The sequence below is a fragment of the Antarctobacter sp. genome (assembly GCF_965277915.1).
Taxonomy (GTDB): Bacteria; Pseudomonadota; Alphaproteobacteria; order Rhodobacterales; family Rhodobacteraceae; genus Antarctobacter.
This window is the reverse complement of record NZ_OZ255849.1, coordinates 4,993,319-5,011,786: the sequence shown is the minus strand read 5'-3', so window position 1 is coordinate 5,011,786 and position 18,468 is coordinate 4,993,319. Positions and strand designations below refer to the sequence as shown.

Genomic DNA, 18,468 nt, shown 5'->3' with positions numbered 1-18,468 from the left:
CGCAGTGATGCGGGCCGGATAGGTGCTGAGCAACTGGCCGAGAAGCTGATGTCTCTGCAGTTCCCGCGACATGTCAAAAGCATGAAACCGCCCGACGACGGCAACCCCGACCCGTATTTCGCGTTCCACGCCGGGCGCGGGTGCAGGGCAGGACTGGGAGGGAGCGCAGCTGGCCGGCATGCTCGTCAAAGACCTGTCCCCCTGTCGCTCAAACCGTCGTGCAAAAAAATTCGGATGGCCGGTCTTGTCTTCGGTCGGCCTCCCGACGGGTGCTGTCTAGCGCGCCACCAGACGCAGGGCAACAGGCCTTTGCAGGTGCAGCATTACCTTGCATAGCAGGACCTGCGGGCCTAAAGCATGGGGCGGGCCACGGCGATTCAGGCCAACTTGGATCGAGACAGGGACAGGGACAATTTCGCGACATGCGCCTAGGCCGGAATCTGATCGCCTCGTGCCGCGAATTGCTGGCGCAGCTCCTGCGGTCGGCACGCGCAGCGCGCCGCTACCCACATGTCAGCTTTGGCCACAACGCCGCCATCGCCACTGACTGCAGTTTCGGCAAAAACGTGCGAGTCTACGAGAATACCCGCCTCGCCGCCGCCAAGATCGGTGACTATTCCTATGTCGGCGGGGGTAGCAGGCTGCAAAACGTCACCATCGGCAAGTTCTGCTCGATCGGCCCGGACGTCCGCATCGGGCTGGGCGTGCACCCGGTGGACCATGTCTCGACCTACCCGGGGTTCTATTCGACCACGGCTTCGGGCTGCACCGCCTTCACGACGACCAGCCTCATCAAGGAACACACTCCGATCGAGATCGGGCACGACGTCTGGGTCGGCGCCGGCGCCACACTCATGGATGGGGTAAACATCGGCCACGGCGCGGTGATCGGCGCTGGGGCGGTCGTGACCCGCGACGTGGCCCCTTATTCCATCGTCGCTGGTGTCCCGGCGCGCCGCCTGCGCGACCGGTTCGACCAAGAGATGGTCGCCTTCCTGCTGGACTTCGCCTGGTGGGACCGGGACGAGGCCTTTCTGCGGGAAAAAGCACCGCTTTTCGCCCGTCCTTCGGCCTTTCGCGACGAGTTGCCATCATGACCGGAAAGTCCCTGCGTGACATGCCGCATTATGTGCGCATCGTGCTGCAGATGGCGCACCAGCGGTTCTCGACCACTCGCATGCGCCTGGCCGCCCTATACTGGGGCGTGTCATTAGGGCGCGGTTCTGGCTTTGTCGGCATGGCCTCTCTGTTGCGCTGCCGGCAGAGCAGTATCCGGATCGGCCCCAATGGACGGTTCCTGTCTGCCACCAGATCGAACCGCCACGGGTTGAACCGGCCAGTGATGATCAGCACGCTGCGGCCGGGGGCGGAAATCGTGATCGGATCTGACGCAGGCCTGAGCGGCACGGTGATCTGCGCCGCCGTCTCGGTACGGATCGGCGACCGGGTCATGCTGGGCGCGAACACCACGGTGACCGACACGGATTCGCACCCCCTGGACCACCGGCACCGTTTCGCCGCGCACTACGGGCTCGACCCTCGGCTGGCGGACAGCGCAACCGCTGTGGCCCCGGTGGCGATCGAGGACGATGTCTTTGTCGGCATGCATTCGATCGTGCTGAAGGGCGTCACCATCGGTCGGGGGGCCGTGGTCGCCGCCGGCAGTGTCGTCAGCCGGGACGTCCCGCCCGGCGCCATCGTCGGAGGAGTCCCCGCGCGGGTGCTGGGGCGGGCGCAGGCCGAATGAGCGCAGGACTGATCAGGTTGATTGCATCGGCGTCCACCCTGGAACCTTTGGTCTATTAAAGATAGGGACAAGTTCGTCATGCCCATTTTCCATGATCAGAAACTGATTTTTGTACACATTCCGAAGAATGCCGGAAAATCTGTGGAATCCGCCTTTTTGGGACCGGGCGGGCCGGTGTCAGGAAAGCGCAGTTCGCTCAACGCAGCTTGCAAACTCTTGCTGCGCTGGACGTCGAGCGCCATTCCAAACCGAGAACTTCTCGGGAGCCTTGACTACACCTTTGCCGCACAGCACATGACTTTTCGTGAGATGACGGACTATGGTTTTGTTTCCGAAGTAACATGTCCAGGCTATCGCAGCTTTGCCGTTATACGAAATCCGTTCGATCGCGCCGTATCTTCGGTCTTCCATCACTTCGCGGCGGACCTGCAATCCGGCACCCGTCGGATCGATGATCCGGCCTCTTTCACAAGGGCCCTGCGGGATTGGCTGGACAACATGCCACGCGACCACAATCAGGTTGCGCACAAGAGAAGCCAGTCGGATTTCCTCAGCCTCGATGGCCGCAGCATCGGCGTGGATGAACTGATCCGCTACGAACATCTTGGCGAAGAAATCGCAGCCTTTTGTGATCGCAACGGCCTGCCCCCCGTAGAAATCGGATGGTCGGGCCGAAACAGGAGGAGCCGCGATTACCGGGACTACTTCTCCCCCGAGGCACGAGAAGTCCTGAAGATCCGGTATGAAAATGATCTCGACCTTCTCGGATATGCTTTTTAGGCGAACAGAATGATCCGAGGAAAATCCTCATCACCCGCCGCCGCCTTTCTGGGCACCTCCTTCTCCAGCATCCTCGTCGCTGTACTGACCTTCGTGTCGGGGGTGCTGATCGCGCGGGCCCTGGGGCCGGAGGCGCGGGCGGAATACGGCAGCGTTCTATTGATCGGCCAGACCGTTGCGACGCTTGGCAGCCTGTCGTTCTTCGACGGCGCCATCGTGCGGCTGCGTGAGGACCCCGGACTGCTCGGCAGCGTCTTGCCCTCGATGGTCCTGGCTGCGCTGGCGATCAGTTTCGGCTCGACCGCGGTTGCGATTGTTGCGCTTGCGGTTGTCGACACCGGTCTGGTGGAGGTGACACCGGGCCAGGTCCTGCTGATCAGTGCCCTGCTCATCCTGTCCGCGCTGATTTCGCAATGCTTCAGCGCCGCCGAGCGCAGCCGGATGGATTTCTTCCTGGTCAACCTCTCGCGGGTCACCGGTCCGGCGATCTTCAGCCTGTTGATCGTGATCGCCTGGGTCGTCCAGGACGGCGAACTCTCGGCCTTTGTCGTGCTGATGCTCTTTATCCTGGCCAAACTGCCTGTCCTGACGATCTGGTTGATCCGCTACGCGCGGCACATTTTCGGCCCTCTGTCCTGGAGTTTCCTGCGCGACACCGGGCGCATCGGGCTGAAGCTGCACATGGCAATCGCGGTTGGGGCGGTCGCGGGACAGATCGACCGCCTGATCGCCATCGGCGCCTGGTCGAAGGACCTACTGGGGCTGTATTTCGTTGCTTTCTCTGCCGTCGGCGCGGGGTACGGAGTGATCACGACCGCGATCAACACGGTGCTGTTTCCCTATCTCGCCGGGATGGAGGCCGCGGAACGGCAGGAGCGGGTCCACCTGATCATCCGGCTGACGCTGCTGATTTCCCTTTGCACGGTGCTGGTGGGGTTCTGCATCCTGCCCTTCGCCATCCCGCTGCTTTACGGCGACGACTACCTTGGCGCCACGCCGATGGCGCTGGGGCTACTCGGAGCGCTGGCGGTGCTGCCGCTCCGGGCGGTGGTGCTGGAGGCCGGACGTTCGTTGGGCAAGGGGCGCCCCTCGGTCGAAATGGCGCTGGTTTCCATCACCGTCATGATGGGCCTCTACGGGTTGACCGGTTTTGCCACGCCCGCCCAGTTGATCGTCTCGCTCGGGCTGGCGAACCTGCTGTCGATGCTGGCGGGAGCGCGGCACCTGGTGCGGGACGGGGTGATCCGTCCGGGATGGCACCTGCTGCCGGGCATGGCGGATGCCCGGCGGCTGTCGTCGATGATCGCGGAACGCGGTGGGCGGCGCCGCCGCTGAGACCCGTCAGTCACTCCGACCGTAGTAATTGCTGCCGTAATTGGCATAGGCCCCGTAACGGTTGCCGTAGCCGTACCGCTTCATCCCCTTGGGGTCGATCTGGGTCAGGACCGTGCCCGCAACGTTCACGCCGTCAGACTGCAAGAGCTTGAGACCGTCCTGGATCTGGTGCGGCGGGGTCTTGTCCCAGCGCGACAGGTAGATCGAGGTATCGGCCTGCATGCCGATCAATCGCGCATCTGGCACCACCAGCACCGGCGGCGTATCGATGATGATCACGTCATACCGTTCCCGCAGGTCCCGCATGAGGCCAGCGTACCGTTCCGAAGTGAACAAATCGGCAGCATTGTAGGTCGAGCGATCCGCCAGAAGGAGGTCGAAATCCATGTCTTCGATATGCGTGATGCTCTGTTCGATGGTTGCGTCACCCAGCATGACCGACGTGAAGCCGGTCTTTGACGGGTTGTCGACATACTCTCGGAAGGTGCGGCGCCGGAGGTCGGCCTCGACCAGCAGCGTGCGCTTGTTGATGGCCCCGAACTGCTGCGCCAGGTAGAACGCGAGGGTCGTTTTGCCTTCGCCGGGCACGGAGGAGGTCAGCATGACGACCTGCGGCGGCTGGTCGATGTCGCTCAACAGCAACGAGGTGCGCAGGTTGCGGACCGCCTCGGCAATGGGCGCCGTGGGATTGTTCCGGATAAAGCGAAACAGCGCCTTGCGCTTGCGCAGCTTGATCCGGGGAATCTGGCCGACGACAGGCATCGCGGTCATGAGTTCCAGTTCTCCGGCAGTGCGCATTCCCGAGGGCATGAAATGCCGGGCCATGACGATCGCGATGCCGATCAAGCCACCAACCAGCGTCCAGAACAGGGCAATGCGGGATTTCTGCGGCGCGACCAGCCGGGCATCGACCGCTTCTGACAGGATGCGGCTGTCGGCCCGCTGCAGCTCGGTCTGTACCGTGGCCTCTTTCAAGCGCGCCAGGAATGTCTCGTAGAGGATCCGTGTCGCTTCGCTTTCGCGCAGGAGGTCGTTCAGATTAAGCAGGTCCGCGGTCTGCTCGCGGCTTTCCTCCGCCAGCGTCGCGGCACTCTCTCTCAGCGCGGACAGGCGCGTTTCCTCGCGCGTGATATCCTGTTCCAGGTCGGCAAGCACCGTATCGATCCGAGCCGTGATCGCGGGGTTGCCGATCTCGATGCCCCGGTTGATGAGAAGCCGGAGTTGCGGGTCGTTGAGCCGCGTGATCAGGTCGTCGATCCGGCCTTCGTCGCGCAGGGCCCGAGCCTCGGCCAGACGGTTCCGCATCTGATCCAGATCGGCCGCGGCATCGGCTGCCCGCCGCTCGGCCTCTCTCAGGCGAACGTTCAACTGGTCAAGCGCCTCGGGACTGATCAGGTCGCTTTCGGCGCGCAACGTCTTGACGGCGTTCTCCTGATCTTCCAGCTCGGTCTTGAGTTCGGTAACCTGGTTCGACAGGAAATCGATCGCAAAGCGGGTGGCCTCGAACTTCTTGCGGACCTGATCTTCGATGTACAACTCGGCCAGGCGGTTGGCCAAGGTCATGGCCTTCTTGGGGTCCTGCGTGGTGACCGATACATCGACAAGATAGGTGTACCTGGGCGCCGTCGCCTTCACCGTACGCTGTACGACGGTCACGGTGCGCTGGATTTGCTCCTCGCGGCTCGCGGGCGCTTCGGGCTCGGGGGGCGCCTGGTCGCGTATGTAGTTCAACGCCAAGCTGATCAGCTGACGTAGCGAAAAACCACCGCCGGTCCCGAGGTAGGGATTGAAGTCCGGATCATTCACCAGGTCGAGGTCACGCACCAGTTGCTCGACCAGCTTGCGGGAGGCGATCACCTCCAACTCGGTGTTTATCGAGGCGTAATCCATGGAGAGCCCGGAGGCGACGCTTTCCAGATTGACGACCTGCGCGTTTTGGCCACTCAGCATGAGCCGTGTGGAGGCCGAATAGAACGGTGTGGCCGTCATCGCGACATAGACGCCATAGACCGCCAGCATCAGGGCAAAGGCCGCGATGATGATCTTGCCACGCCACAGGATGCCTATGAGGTTCAACAGGTCGAAGCTGGGGGCTTCCTCGGACTTGAGCGGATCGATCCGCGCACCGGCACCAGCCATTTTCCTTGGAATGCCTGTCGATTCGGAATTCATCTCTGACCTTCGTTTAGGGATGGAGCGACCCAGGCGATCCCACACTGGAAACGGCACATTGCAAGTCGTGGGCTGGATAAGGGCTTTTGCCCTTCCTGTAAAGCCAACAGACCCGGCGTGCACCCCCTGTCAACATCGGCTGCCGCGTTCCCGAAGCCCCTGAAAATTTCGAATGCCAGCCGGTGCTCGTACTCTTCGACTTGCGATGCGCGGGTGGCGGCCACTGGCCGGACCGCATCAGGGGTGGAGCACCGTTTTTTGGATCGCTTCAGCATCGAGCGAACAGGGCCGACCCATCCCGCGCAAGCGGGGCTTTTCGGCGTCGGAATTCTTGGCAGTCGCCAATCGCAACAAGCCGCTGGTCCGCTCTCCGGACTCGGACGGCCAGAGGCTGGATCTGGTCGCTTGTCGCGGGGTGACGGACAGGCAAAGCACGTCACCGAGTGTTGTTGCAGACCGCTCCGACCGGTGCTAGCCCGGCTCAGGATTGCAGGCTGCGCAGCGGCCCTGGCCGCTTGCAACAGCTGTTCCATTTGGCAAGACTGACACGGGCGTTTGACTACTTGGAAAACGTCGGATGCATTGAACTTAGGAGAGGCTCTTGAAGGTAGCCCAGCGATTTCCCTGGTACGATAGCCCCTGGATGAACCGCTACTTCGCAGCGCGAGAGTACTTGGCGGCGCACAATCCGGAGAAGTTGAAGACCTTCGACGCAGCCATGGACAAGCTTCGGACACGGCAGGATTTCGAAGTGATCGAGATCGAGAATTTCCTCGATCAGAAAGATCACGAAGCCGCCAAGGCTGTCATCCGCGAGACCGGCAGGGACCGCTACGAGATGCACGAGCTCAAGCAGTTCGGGCGTTTCGTCGTCCACAACCACGAAACCTTCAACGACCTTCAGGCCCGCATGGCCGACAGGATTGGCGAGTTGGTCGGCGAAGAGGTCGAACCCTGCTACAATTTCCTTTCCATGTACTGGGCTATGGGCGTCTGCCCAATTCACATGGACGCACCGCTGGCCAAGTGGACGGTGGACATCTGCATCGAGCAAACCGACGTTTGGCCGATCCATTTCAGTCGCATCGTTCCCTGGCCCGAACCGCTGGACAAGATTTCCGAGACCTGGGAAGAGGATCTCAAGAACGATCCCGACCTGGACTATCGGTCGTTCGAGTTGCAGCCAGGCAATGCGATCATCTTCTCCGGCAGTTCGCAGTTTCACTACCGCGACCGCATAACCGGTGCCGTGCCGGGCAAGGATGCCTTCTGCAACCTGGTTTTCCTGCACTACGTCCCCAAAGGCACCGCAGCTTATGTGGACCCCAAGGACTGGGCCGAGTATTTCGGCGTTCCCGAACTGGTCTTCGAGTAATATCAGCGGCTTGACAGCGGCGGCGCCCCGGCCCGGCTCGTCGGGTTCGGTCGTGCGCCGCCCTGTTCGGCTGTTCGTGCCAGCACACGGACAGGCAAGGGCACTGTTGATGGGCTGGCCCACGGGCGGCATCGTTCCGGCCGAGGCGACCCGCCTCTCGACCTCCAAACCGTGTGCGGCTCCGGGCAGGCCGTCTCAGGCCGTCTGGAAGGCGCGGTAGCGCGTCACGTCGCCCCCCGTCACCGTGATCCCATGACTGAGAAGCCAGGCATGGGCTTCGAACCGGGGGCCCTGCTGTCCGGGAACACCGATCACCAGGCGGCTGTCGATGCCCTGCGCAGCAAGCCAGGCACGGGCGGCCAGCGCCTGAACGAGGCAGTCGCTGCGCCAGGGCACGAAACGGGCCGCGACCGCGACGGCCCAGGCGGTGCGATCAATGGCACGGCGCTGCGCGGCGCTTGGCTGTGGCGAGGGTGGCTGACGGTCAGCGATGGCCCCGACCCAGGCCTGGCTGCCCTGCCTGGTGCGCAGCCGCGCCTGTCCAAGCAACGCTGCGGCCCGGGCCACGTCGACCAGCCGGCGTGGCGTGATCTTGCGCACCCCCCTCAAGTTCAAGTTCAGCCCTCCTGCGCGACGATCAGGGACTGGGCGTCGAGATCCGACATGACGGCCCGGATGTCCTGGCGCAGCACATCCTCGGGCACGTCGTATTCCCCCAACAGAGTCGCGCACAGCGTATCCACCGACGCGCCCTGCCCCAAAAGATCCCACATACGGGCGCCGACCGGGTTCAGGCCGTAATAGGTGTCGGTCCTGAAGCTCAGCAGGACAATTTCATCCCCGGTCGCGGTCGAGACCACCTCAGGATGGGTTTCATAGCGGGTTTTGTCATCCATTTCAGGTCCTTCCAAGCTTTGGCAGAAGATTACCAAGGCGCCGCTGTCCCGACAATCTCTGCCAAGGCGGCAATTGCCATCATGTTTTCACGCCTGCCCATGCCGTCCCGTCGTCAGCTCACAGCATGATACCGTTCGGCCAGATCGGCAACGTAGACAAGCGCTTCGGCCTCGGTCTGGAAACGGTCCGGGGCGCGTTCCACCACCTCGCGCGCGATGGTGCTCAGCGGGGTCGCGCCGTCAAAGCGCGCAAGGCAGTACCGGTCGAGTTCCATGCTTGCGCTCACCGGCGGGCAATAGGAACCAGAACGACGGCGCAGATCCGCGGCGGTGACGAAATCGCTGAGCGCCGTGGATTGCGCATATCGCAGATCGGGCGTCCCTGCGCGCGTGATCCGCGATTTCCAGGAAATCGGATAGCCGCCGGAGGAATAGCAGAAATCTAGGGACACCTCCGCGGTGTCGCCGGGGCTCATGTCGACCGGGTGCTCGAAGGGCAGGAAAAGTTGACCATAGGTGAGAGGCGGCGCCTCGGGCGCGTTCGAGAACCCGAACCCGCCCGCCAGTTCCGCGTCGAACCAGACGAGCACCCCGTGCGCCTGCGCCGCCCGGGTCGCGGAAAGCGTCACCTCGCCCGAAAAGCTGGGATCCGAGATCCTCGCGTAGTCCAGTTCGCCCAGATCCGCAGCGTCGGAAATCTGCGCCTCGGCGGTGACACTGACCTTGTGCGTATTCGCAACGGAAAAGCGGCGACCAAGGGACAGGTCGACCCCGAAGGGATTTGTGTCCCAGGGGTCGAATTGCTCGGCAAGTGACCCGTCGCTGACCAACGCACACCGCAGCCTGTCGCGCTGCGTCACCAGCACGCCCTCCGGCGCCAAGAGCCGTGTACGGGCATCGACGATGGTGGGGATGTGATGGGTGAACAGGGGAATCGAGCCGCGCAGGTCGGCGATGATCACATCGGCGCGGCAGTCTTCTCCCAGTTCTCGGGAGACACCCCGGACAAAGGTGATGCGGTCGGCGCAGCCGTTGGCGCGCGCCAGTTCCGGACCCAGTTCGATCGCCCCGGCCGGTTCCACCGCGATGACCCGTCCAGCGCCGTATTGACAGGCAAGAAGAGAAAAGAAACCAAAGCCGGCGCCGAGGTCCAGCACGGTACAACCGGGGGTGATCACACTGCGCAGCGCCTTGGCATAGGCGGTCATGCGCGGGCTGTTGCGGATCATCCTGCCGTAGCTGGCCACGGAATATGTGCCGTAATTCATGCCTGTCAGGGCAGCGCAATCGGGGCTGCCATCTCCTGTCTTGTGTTGGTCCCGACCCGGTCAAGCGTGTCGCGGACAAGGTCGATCACCTCGGGCAACCGGGCGTAGTCCCGCGGGTAATTCAAGGCAAAGCCGGGCACCGTAGCGGCGACGGCGCTTGCCGCGCCCAGGCGGCCATGCGCGGCGGCCGGATCGACCGGATCAAGGGCAAAGCTCTGCCTGACCAGGGCCATGCAGAGCGTCAAAGCGGTCAACGGCCGGACCGCGACCTCGTTTGTGCCATCCTCGCCACCCAACAGAAGGACGGCCCGCAGGCGGGTTGTCTCTGCCGGATCGGCCGGGTCGCCGGGATCGAGGCGGTACTTGTCCAGGTAATCGGCCACCGGCGACATTCCGGCGGGTGGCTCGGGAAACAGCTGTTCGAGGGAATCGGGATGCAGCCGCAGGCTGGGATAGATCGCGCTGGCGGTGACCCCCGGGCCGTCGTTCAACAGTTCCATCGCGTCGTCGCCCAGCAGTCGCCAGCCCGCGCCGCGCAAGGCCGCCGACAAGGTCGACTTGCCAAGCCCGGAGTCACCCAACAGGCAGATCGCATCCTCGCCCCGGGCAACCAGCGCCCCATGCACCACAAGCTCGCCAGCATCGGCAATCAGGCGTGGAAACAGGATATCCAGGATAAAATGTTCGAGGGTCGCGGCAGAGATGTCGGGGACCAGAGGGTAGACTCGCACCGTTCTGTCAGTGCGCGACACCTCGGCACGGACCAGATCGGGGAAATCGACCATCAAGCCATCGCCCCCGCTGTCGGGGGTGGCGACGGTCAGATTTCCAAATGGACAGGTCCAAAGAACCGTGCGGGCGCCTTGGCCCGCACCTTCCGAGTACCGAGAGAATGACATCTCCCAGCCCCGCCGGCGAAGTGCACCATGCAGTTTCGAAAGGCCGCCGGCCACTTCCATCACGGTCAGTCAGGGCTGTTCGCGGGTCGCGACCGCCTCAGTTCATCGTTCCGGTCGGGAAGGCGCCGGTTTCCATGCCGGCCTGCGACCCGGATGCGGTCAGGGCCGAAACTTCGCCAAAGATCTCAAGCTTGGGCGCGGCATATGTCTTGAGAGCACGCTGGTCTGCTTGATCGGTGTTCTTGTCAGCGCTCGCCATGATGTCAGTCTTTCTTTGGTTCAATTTCAAAACGATGTCTGCGTGCCTGGGGTCAAAAGCGGATCGCACTCCGACTTGTTCACGCACCATACACTTCTAACCAGCTTTGGAGGAACACGATTTCGCTCCAGATTTCAAGATCTGTCGCATTGTCCAGAACGCATTTATGCGGAATTGTGCCGGGCCGCAGGAAACGTTGCGCCGTTTCCGTGCCGGGGAACGTCCCGGGCAGCAGGTCAGGCGCGGAGGTAAAGACCGCTCTGGTGAAATCCCAACCGTGGTGATCGCGGACCCGGTTCCAGCGAATCGAGTCCGGCAGGCGCCCGTCCATCGCGCTGCGCAGGATGAACTTGGGGTATCCGTTTCGCCAGATCTGGCTGTCGGGCAAGGACAGGCAGAACTTGAGGACGCGCATGTCGCGGTACGGATCGCGCGACTCGACCCCCTGCGCCGCCGCGACCCGGTCGTAGCGCTCGGCACCGGCCATCACGTAGTCTGCCGTCATTCTCGACGCCCGCTCGGCGGCCAGCGCCAGCCCCTCGGGGTAGTTGCGCGCCCGGTAGCGCGCCCGGCGACTCGCGAAATCGTGTTTCACAAGCAATTCCGGCGCGGCCAGAGAGCGCGCGATGTACCGCCTCTCGCTCTGCTCGGTCAGCCAGGCATGGCGTCTCTGGCGAAGCCCCGCCGGGACCACGCGCCCCCAGGCCGCGCGCAGCAGAATCCACCAGAAGTCCTTTTGCCGCCGCTTGGCCCGGGCCTCGCCCCGGGCAAAGCGCAGGATGTCGCGCCACCGGCCGTCACGGATGGCCGCCTCGAGGACGTTGCCGCGGGCAAAGGCCGTATCGCCGGAAACCCCGTCCAGCACGACCTTCACTCCTGCCTGTGCCGCGGTCATGTAGACGGCGGCGATTATCGTCATGTTGCCGTCAAACGGATCGTCCAGATCGTCAATCCGGGCCCGCAGCTCGGGCAGCAGCGGCCCCAGCCTGTCACACCGGATGGCCGTGGGGGCAATGCCCGGCAGCCCCATCGCGTCGTCGATCAGCCGCGTTTCGACCCGCGCAGGGTCGGGGCCCGTGCCCGAAAACGTCGGCAACGGCCCCCGGCCCTGCGCCGCCAGCAGATCCGCCGCCACGGCGGCGACCGACCCCGAGTCCATCCCCCCGCTCAGCATTGCCCCGGGAGTCTCGGGGCTGCGCAACCGGCAGCGTACGGCCTCGGTGAAGACCTCGGTGAAGGCCTCGGCATAGGCGGCATCCGACGGCAGTTGCAGCTGTTCTTCCGGCTCCAGCCGCCAATAGCGCCGCAGACGCAGGCCCCTTGCGTCCACCGTCATGGAATGCGCGGCGGGAAGGCGCAGGACCCCCTCGAAAAAGGTCACCTCGCCGTCCACCCCCTCGATTTCGCAATCGATGAAATCCAGAACCCGCGCCTCGTTCACGCGCGCGGGCACGTCCGGCAGCGTCACCAGGGCCCGCGCGTCGGTGGCGAAGGCAAAGAGCGCCCCGGGCCGGTGGGTATAGATCAGCTGCCGCATGGCCATGCGGTCGCGGGCGCAAAAGATCGCCTGCCGCCGGGGGTCGCGGATCGCGAAGGCGAAATCGCCCAGCAGGTGGTCCACGCAGTCTTCGCCCCAACGCAGGTAGGCGCGCAGGATCAGCTCTCCATCGCCCGGGGGCCGCGCCTCCGGCCCTGTTCCCAGCGCCGTCAACAGCTCTGCGCGGTTGTCGAGACGGGCATCGGCGGTGATCGTGCATCCGGTGTCCGGGTGGGTCAGCGGCAGGACCTCGTAGAGCGCTTCGGGCGTCGTGGCGAGGTTGCAGTGGCCAAGCGCCACCGGCCCCTCTTGCCAGGCATGCGATCCGTCCGGCCCCCGGCGGCGCAGCCTGTCCATGACCGGCGCCAGCGGATCGGGACGCAGCGCGGCGCCGCTCAGGTCCCAATACCCGCAAATGCCGCTCATGATCCGGCGCCCATGTCCAGGTCGCGGCCAGAGGGCACGATGCGCCCCTGTTCCAGGCGCACCGTGGCATCCGCCAGAGCCAGGCTCGCCGGGCGATGGGTGATCAGGATCACTGTCCGACCGGCCAGCGCCTCGCGCGCCGACTCGACAAATGCCGCCTCGCCCTCGGGGTCGAACATTGCGGTCGGCTCGTCGAGGATCAGGATCGGCGGGTCCTTGATCAGGCTGCGTGCCAGCGCGATCCGCTGGCGCTGCCCCCCCGACAGGCGCACCCCGCGCGACCCGATGGTGGTGTCGAATCCCTCGGGAAGCGCACGGATGAATTCATCCGCATGAGCCAGTCGGGTGGCGCGGTGCAGCGCCTCTTCCGGGACATCCTGCCGCCCGAAGAGAATATTGTCGCGGACCGTGCCGTCGAACAGCAGCGTCTGCTGTGGCACAACGCCGATCAGACCGCGCAGCGCGGCCAGGTTCAACTCGCGAATATCGGTGCCATCCAATAGCACCCGGCCCGCATCCGGCTCGTTGAACCGCAGGATCAGGTCGACCAGCGTGCTCTTGCCCGCGCCGTTCTCGCCGGTCAGGGCCAGCACCCGTCCTGCCGGAACTGTCAGGCTGACACCGTTCAGCGTGCCGCGCCGCCCGGTATGGGAAAAGGATACCTCATCGAACCGGATCTCGCCGCTGACGGTGTCAGGCCGCAATCCGGTGGCCAGATCCTCGCCCGGTTCGTCCAGCACGTCCTCGAAGCGCTGAAGCGAGCCGCGAACCGATTCCGTCCGTCCCCAGAAACTGGCCAGGTCCGAGATCGGCTGCGTCAGCAGCCCGGCATAGAGCAGAAGGCTGACCAGTTCGCCGATCGGCAGATCCCCGGACCGCACCCGTTCGCCAGATAGCCAAAGCACAAGGATCACCGCCGAGGCCGCCCCGAAACGCATCATCGGGCCGGTCGCCACCTGAAGGCGGCCAACACGAATTCCCAGGTCCTTCTGGCGATGCGTGAGGCGGGCGTAGCGGGCCGCTTCACGGGCCTCCTGCGAGAAACTCTTGATCGCGGGCAGAATGGCGAGGTTTTCTTCGGCCAACGAGATCGCCGCGCCATATGTGTCGCGCAGGTCCATCGACAGCGGACGGATGCGGCGGTAGGCCAGCTTGGAAACCAGGACAAAGATCGGCACGGCAAGCGCCATCGGCCATGCCAGTGCCGGGTCGAGGCGCAGCATCAGCACCAGCGCTCCGAACAGCGTCAGCACCGTCGGCAAGAGCGCAATGACGTCGCCCGTCAGATAGTCGGCGATGGTATCCACGTCCCGGGTCAGCACTGATATCTGGTCGCCGGGCCGCCGATTTTGGAAATACCGGACCGGCAAGCTCTGGAAATGGTCGTACAGGCGGGTGCGCATGTCCGCGAGGATCCGCTGTGTCGTCGTCAAGAGCGCCAACCCGTTGGCGATCCGCAGCGCCGTACGCAGCGCGATCAGGCCGATCAGGGCCAGGACGATGGCCCCCACGCCGATTTCGGCGCTGTCGATCAACCCGCCGACCAGCCTGCCGCCGACCCAGGGGATCGCCAGCGCGATGCCGGTTTCGAGCATCTGCAACGCCAGGGCGAGCGCCAGCCTCCCTTTGTAGGCTGTCCCGAATTGCAGGACCCTTGCCAGCTTCACGCGTCGGGCCTCCCCTTCCGCGACAGCGCTCCAAGACCGCGCACAATCCGTCGGAAGTAGAGCCTTGTCAGCGTTTCATCGCTCCCGGCACGGCCAAAGGCCGCGCGCATATAGGCGGCCGGCGGAAAGGCCGTTTCCCGAAGAAACCCGATCTTTTGACCAAATCCCGGCGTGGCAGCCAAGTCAGCCAGCAACTTGCCGACGCGCCCGGCCCCGAGAAACCGCAGCGGTGCTTCGTTCGGCGGCGCCTGTTCGAGCGCCTCCAGCACATTCGCGGGCAGGTCAAGCCCTGCCCGGTCACGCGCCGCGACGAGCGAGGCGTGGCAGATCCGCAAGAGACCCTTTTTTCGGGCGCGCTCCACAAAGGTTTCCCAGTCCTGCTGCGAAAGGACACGCCCGATCCGGACCATGTCCAGCAGCCAGATCAGGCGGTTCCGGCTGAGGTGCCACCTGCCAGCCACCGTGATCGGGACGTCGATGTGCATGAACCGGTGATAGCAGGCGAACAGCAATGCATCGACGTTGCCGGGGCGCAGCAGCGCCGGATGGAGCCCGTCCAGCGGTTCGGCCCGCGCCCGCAACTCGGGATAGGTGAACACCGCGGCCAGCGCCGCGTGGTTGTTCGTCTGTCGGTGAAGATCGATCACATGGTGCAGCCCGTGCGCGTCCCGCATCGCGTAGCAGCGTTGCGACCTGACGATCCGTCCACCGGGAGCCGAGGCAAGGGAAAATCCATGCGCCGTCAGGATTTCCGGGGCCCTGTCGAAGTCCGCTTCTGCAACCAGGATGTCCGTGTCGCCCCGGGGGCGGAGAAACGGCTTGTCATAGACCGAATAGGCCAGAGCCACCCCTTTAAGGACCATCGGCTCGATCCCCTTGGCGGCAAAGTCTGACGCGATTTGGGTCAGGATCCGCCCATGCGCCAGTTCCTGAAAGGCATGACCGCGGGCAACTTTGCGCATCTGCTCCGCCAAATCGGCGGGCTGGGCCTGCATCAATTCGGCGTCCTCGACCAAGGTGCCGACGATCCCGTGATAGGCCATGCGGTTCACCAGTTCGGCGACCTTCCAATCCGGCTTTGGCGGGACCGCCTCGAAATCCCGGCGCAGGCAGGCGGACAGCCAGGCATCGGCGACGGCCACCTCCTCCGCGGTCTCCGATTGTGTCATGGCTACTCCATCCCGTCGCCTTGCCGCCAGTGGCGTTCGACCAGTCCCCGCCAGCGTCGTAAACCGGGGTCACGGAAAAGGCACAGGCTTGTCAGTTGCCTGGCCAGATCCCCCTGCAGGGCTTCTTGTCCGCCTCGCAGGTCATCAATTCAAGCACCATTTTTCGGACCGGTATCCGTTTCGATGGCCATAGACGCATGCAGGCGCAACCGGATGTGACGCGCCCTCTTGCGTTGTCTGCTGTCCTCAATGGACACCGCAAACAGCCGGGGGACGCAGAGTGCCACGCCTGCGGTTCGCGATAGTGCCTCAATCGCGGAGTGTCACATCTTTACCGCTCGGCGATGCACGATTCCGGGATCAAGATCCCGAAACCGTGCGAAACGCCGGCGTTCACCTCAAAGCGCAGCCTGGCTGGCCGAGTTCAAGATCGTCGGGAAGGCCTGTTGCAGGGCGCGGCCCCACTTGGTGATCGGCTGCTCCTCGATGAAGATGACATCGTTGGGGCGCATCTGGAACTTGGTGGCCATGATCATGTTGGCCGCATTGCCCGCATCCAGGTGATAGGCCACAATCTCGCCGACCTTCGCGGGGTCGCTGCTGCCGCGAAGGACATAGATCTCGGTCGGGTCGCCGGTGGTGTTGTCGAACCCGCCTTCATTGTACAGCACGTCGGCCAGCGTCGCCTGGCGGCCATAGGGTAGCGCAAAGCGGTTCTGCTTGGTGACTTCACCGCTGAGGTAGACATAGTCGCGCCCTTCGGCGTCCAGCGCGGTACGGGATTCGAAGATGCGGCGGCGTTCGTCCAGTGCGCCACGGCGGATCGCGATCTCGGCGCTCAGCGCCTGCAGCGCCTGGCTGCGTGCCGAGGACCGAAGGGTCACAGCGTCTATCTTGGTCTTGTAGAATTCGAAGGCCCGGTCGAGGTCATAGGTCGTATCGACAAAGACCGCGTCGCCCGCCTGCAGGAGCTTGTCCTTGATCGCGGGCTGCGCGCGGAAGGTTTCAACCGGGATCTGGTACAATGTGCCGTCGCGGTAGATCCGGATCGAGGCGAATTCCTCGTCGCGCACGGAAAGACCACCCGCGGTGATCAGCGCCTGCCCCAGGGTCAGGTTGTTCGGTGTGATCGGCACCAGCTTGGCGGTGCGGACGGCGCCGCCCACGGCAACCTGCTGCGAGTTGAACTCGGCCACTTCGAGGCTGAAGGACGGGTCGATCTGGTTCGACACCAGCGCCTGGAACAGCTGGTCCTCGGCCTGCTGCAGGGTCAGGCCCGCCAGTTGCACGGCGCCGATGTCCGGAATGGCGATGGTGCCGTCATCGCGCACGGTATAGCCCTGTCTCTGGCTCTGCGCGGCGAGGAGGCCCGAGAGCTGTTCGACCGTCGAGGCGGCGCCACGGGTCGCCAGCAAGAGCACATCCCCCACGCCGATGCGGTAGGGCTGAGGATTGATGTCGGGCAGCGGGCGGTATTCGAGGCGCTGACGCGATGCATCAGGCAGATATGGGGCAGCGGGCAGCGCCCCGGCCCCGGTCGCACCACCATAGGATCCTGCATAGGCGTAGAACACATCCGGCAGCGCACGCGGCGTGTAGTCCGAGGCATTGGCGTAGGCAATGGCCCGGGGCGTCATTTCCACGACAGAAACGGGCAGCTCGCCCTGTCGCTCGATCACCTTCGGACTGTGATAGGTGACACCGCACCCGGACAGGACGGCCAAGCCGCCCATCGCCAGCACGGCCAAACGGGCCAAGCCAGCGACTCTGTTGTACTCTTTCAAACCTGCAGCCAAGTTCGCCCCCTTTGTGCGTCGTCCCGGCACCATGTCGTTCTCAACACGCGGCATCTGTGGCAGAAAGCAGATACCCAAACCGGAAAAATCCCCATGTGATGTACCCCGGCGCTGACCTGAATGCGACCTGACCCATTCGCTGACATGTGCTATCGAAACCGAAAGCGGCAAATCTGCAACAAGTTCGAAAAAACACGAGAGCCTGTGGAAAAGTTTGACAGGGCGCAGGCTTACCCGGTGAAAAGTCAAACCTTTTCAAGAATTCAGCCCAACTGATCGGAACGCCTGTCAGGCGCCGCCGCGCCGCGCGACGACGCTGAGCGTGCGCCAGAATATCCACATCTCCAGCGCAAAACTCATGTGAGAGATGTAGTAAAGGTCGGCCTTCACCTTGCGGCGCGTGGCGTCCATGCCCTCGACATACCCCAGTTCCGTCTGCGCCAGGCCGCTTATGCCGGGGCGCACCGCATGACGTTCACGATACCCCGGGATCTTTTCCAGGTATTCGACCGCATGATCGAAATAATCCGGGCGCGGTCCGATCAGGCTCATCTGGCCAAGCAGGACATTGAGGATCTGCGGCAATTCATCGATGCGCGACTTGCGCAGGAAACGGCCCAGCGTTGTGATGCGGTCGGTTTCCAAGGGGCTGTCCGCACCGCGGGTCACTTGGGTCTCCGCGCGCATGGTACGGAACTTGATCGCATTGAACGGCTTGCAGTCACGGCCCATGCGTGGCTGCACAAAGAACAGCCCGCCGCGGTTGTAGAACGGGTTAAGGCCGAGAATGACCAGAGCAACCATTGCCAGCGCCGGCAAAAGAAGGATGCTCATGCAAATGTCGAAGACTCGTTTGGCGCCCCTGAAAGCCATCGCATGGACCAAGTTGCCCTCGTGAAAGGGGGTGCCGGCGGTAATTGCCGTCTCATCCAGTGCTCGAACGTCAAACATGTCGCCCCCAAGAGCAAAAAAACAAATGCTGCACCTGCAAACACGCAGCTCTTTGGGCATGATTTAGGTTAGCGCCATGTGCCATGTCAATTAACAAAACCATAACGCTCCCGGCATGAGGCTGAAATGGCAAAGCTTTGCCCGGAAAGGTTGCAAAACGCGGAACCTGTCATTGTTTCAAAGGCTTGAGG

16 protein-coding genes are annotated in these 18,468 nt (G+C 63.8%); 5 read left to right on the top strand and 11 right to left on the bottom strand.

Translation table 11 applies throughout. The features are described 5' to 3' along the window. Positions 1-422 precede the first annotated feature (422 nt). From ACQY5B_RS25330 to ACQY5B_RS25315, 4 genes are all read left to right on the top strand, one after another. Complete coding sequence (locus tag ACQY5B_RS25330) at positions 423-1,097, top strand: CatB-related O-acetyltransferase (RefSeq protein WP_420326830.1); 675 nt, start codon at positions 423-425, stop codon at positions 1,095-1,097. After that, positions 1,094-1,747, top strand: a complete 654-nt coding sequence (locus ACQY5B_RS25325) for an acyltransferase (RefSeq protein ID WP_420326831.1) — start codon at positions 1,094-1,096, stop codon at positions 1,745-1,747. The genes ACQY5B_RS25330 and ACQY5B_RS25325 overlap by 4 nt, the downstream gene beginning before the upstream one ends. A 78-nt stretch (positions 1,748-1,825) precedes the next feature. Next, a complete protein-coding gene (locus tag ACQY5B_RS25320) occupies positions 1,826-2,527 on the top strand; it encodes a sulfotransferase family 2 domain-containing protein (RefSeq protein ID WP_420326832.1) in 702 nt (233 codons plus the stop codon). A gap of 9 nt (positions 2,528-2,536) precedes the next feature. Further along, entirely contained in the window at positions 2,537-3,862 is a 1,326-nt protein-coding gene (locus tag ACQY5B_RS25315) for a lipopolysaccharide biosynthesis protein (RefSeq protein ID WP_420326833.1), read from the top strand. Between the two features lie 6 nt (positions 3,863-3,868). On the opposite strand, the gene ACQY5B_RS25310 is transcribed toward ACQY5B_RS25315, so the two are convergent. After that, positions 3,869-6,001, bottom strand: coding sequence for a polysaccharide biosynthesis tyrosine autokinase (locus ACQY5B_RS25310; RefSeq protein WP_420326834.1), 2,133 nt, complete (start codon positions 5,999-6,001; stop codon positions 3,869-3,871). Between the two features lie 634 nt (positions 6,002-6,635). Here ACQY5B_RS25310 and ACQY5B_RS25305 point away from each other — a divergent pair. After that, entirely contained in the window at positions 6,636-7,409 is a 774-nt protein-coding gene (locus ACQY5B_RS25305) for a hypothetical protein (RefSeq protein ID WP_420326835.1), read from the top strand. Between the two features lie 195 nt (positions 7,410-7,604). Here ACQY5B_RS25305 and ACQY5B_RS25300 read toward each other — a convergent pair whose 3' ends face one another. The 10 genes from ACQY5B_RS25300 to ACQY5B_RS25255 all read right to left on the bottom strand — a co-directional run bounded on the left by ACQY5B_RS25300 (position 7,605) and on the right by ACQY5B_RS25255 (position 18,337). Further along, positions 7,605-8,024 carry a lasso peptide biosynthesis B2 protein gene (locus tag ACQY5B_RS25300; protein ID WP_420326836.1) on the bottom strand — a complete coding sequence of 140 codons (420 nt, stop codon included), beginning with the start codon at positions 8,022-8,024 and terminating at the stop codon, positions 7,605-7,607. Between the two features lie 2 nt (positions 8,025-8,026). Then, complete coding sequence (locus tag ACQY5B_RS25295; RefSeq protein WP_420326837.1) at positions 8,027-8,305, bottom strand: PqqD family protein; 279 nt, start codon at positions 8,303-8,305, stop codon at positions 8,027-8,029. Between the two features lie 113 nt (positions 8,306-8,418). Further along, on the bottom strand, positions 8,419-9,573 hold the full coding sequence (locus tag ACQY5B_RS25290) for a 50S ribosomal protein L11 methyltransferase (protein WP_420326838.1): 1,155 nt from the start codon (positions 9,571-9,573) through the stop codon (positions 8,419-8,421). Between the two features lie 5 nt (positions 9,574-9,578). Then, a complete protein-coding gene (locus tag ACQY5B_RS25285; protein WP_420326839.1) occupies positions 9,579-10,358 on the bottom strand; it encodes a hypothetical protein in 780 nt (259 codons plus the stop codon). Positions 10,359-10,569: 211 nt separating this feature from the next. Continuing rightward, a complete protein-coding gene (locus tag ACQY5B_RS25280) occupies positions 10,570-10,731 on the bottom strand; it encodes a hypothetical protein (protein WP_420326840.1) in 162 nt (53 codons plus the stop codon). A gap of 79 nt (positions 10,732-10,810) precedes the next feature. Beyond that, positions 10,811-12,694, bottom strand: coding sequence for an asparagine synthase-related protein (locus tag ACQY5B_RS25275; protein WP_420326841.1), 1,884 nt, complete (start codon positions 12,692-12,694; stop codon positions 10,811-10,813). After that, complete coding sequence (locus ACQY5B_RS25270; protein WP_420326842.1) at positions 12,691-14,361, bottom strand: ABC transporter ATP-binding protein; 1,671 nt, start codon at positions 14,359-14,361, stop codon at positions 12,691-12,693. The genes ACQY5B_RS25275 and ACQY5B_RS25270 overlap by 4 nt, the downstream gene beginning before the upstream one ends. Continuing rightward, positions 14,358-15,530 (bottom strand): nucleotidyltransferase domain-containing protein, encoded by a 1,173-nt coding sequence (locus tag ACQY5B_RS25265; protein WP_420326843.1) that lies wholly within the window; start codon positions 15,528-15,530, stop codon positions 14,358-14,360. Before ACQY5B_RS25265 ends, ACQY5B_RS25270 begins: the two co-directional genes overlap by 4 nt. Before the next feature lie 398 nt (positions 15,531-15,928). Further along, complete coding sequence (locus ACQY5B_RS25260) at positions 15,929-17,287, bottom strand: polysaccharide biosynthesis/export family protein (protein ID WP_305967625.1); 1,359 nt, start codon at positions 17,285-17,287, stop codon at positions 15,929-15,931. A 327-nt stretch (positions 17,288-17,614) separates the two neighbouring features. After that, the gene (locus ACQY5B_RS25255; RefSeq protein WP_420326844.1) at positions 17,615-18,337 is read right to left on the bottom strand and encodes a sugar transferase; all 723 of its coding nucleotides are present in this window, start codon (positions 18,335-18,337) and stop codon (positions 17,615-17,617) included. Positions 18,338-18,468: the final 131 nt, after the last annotated feature.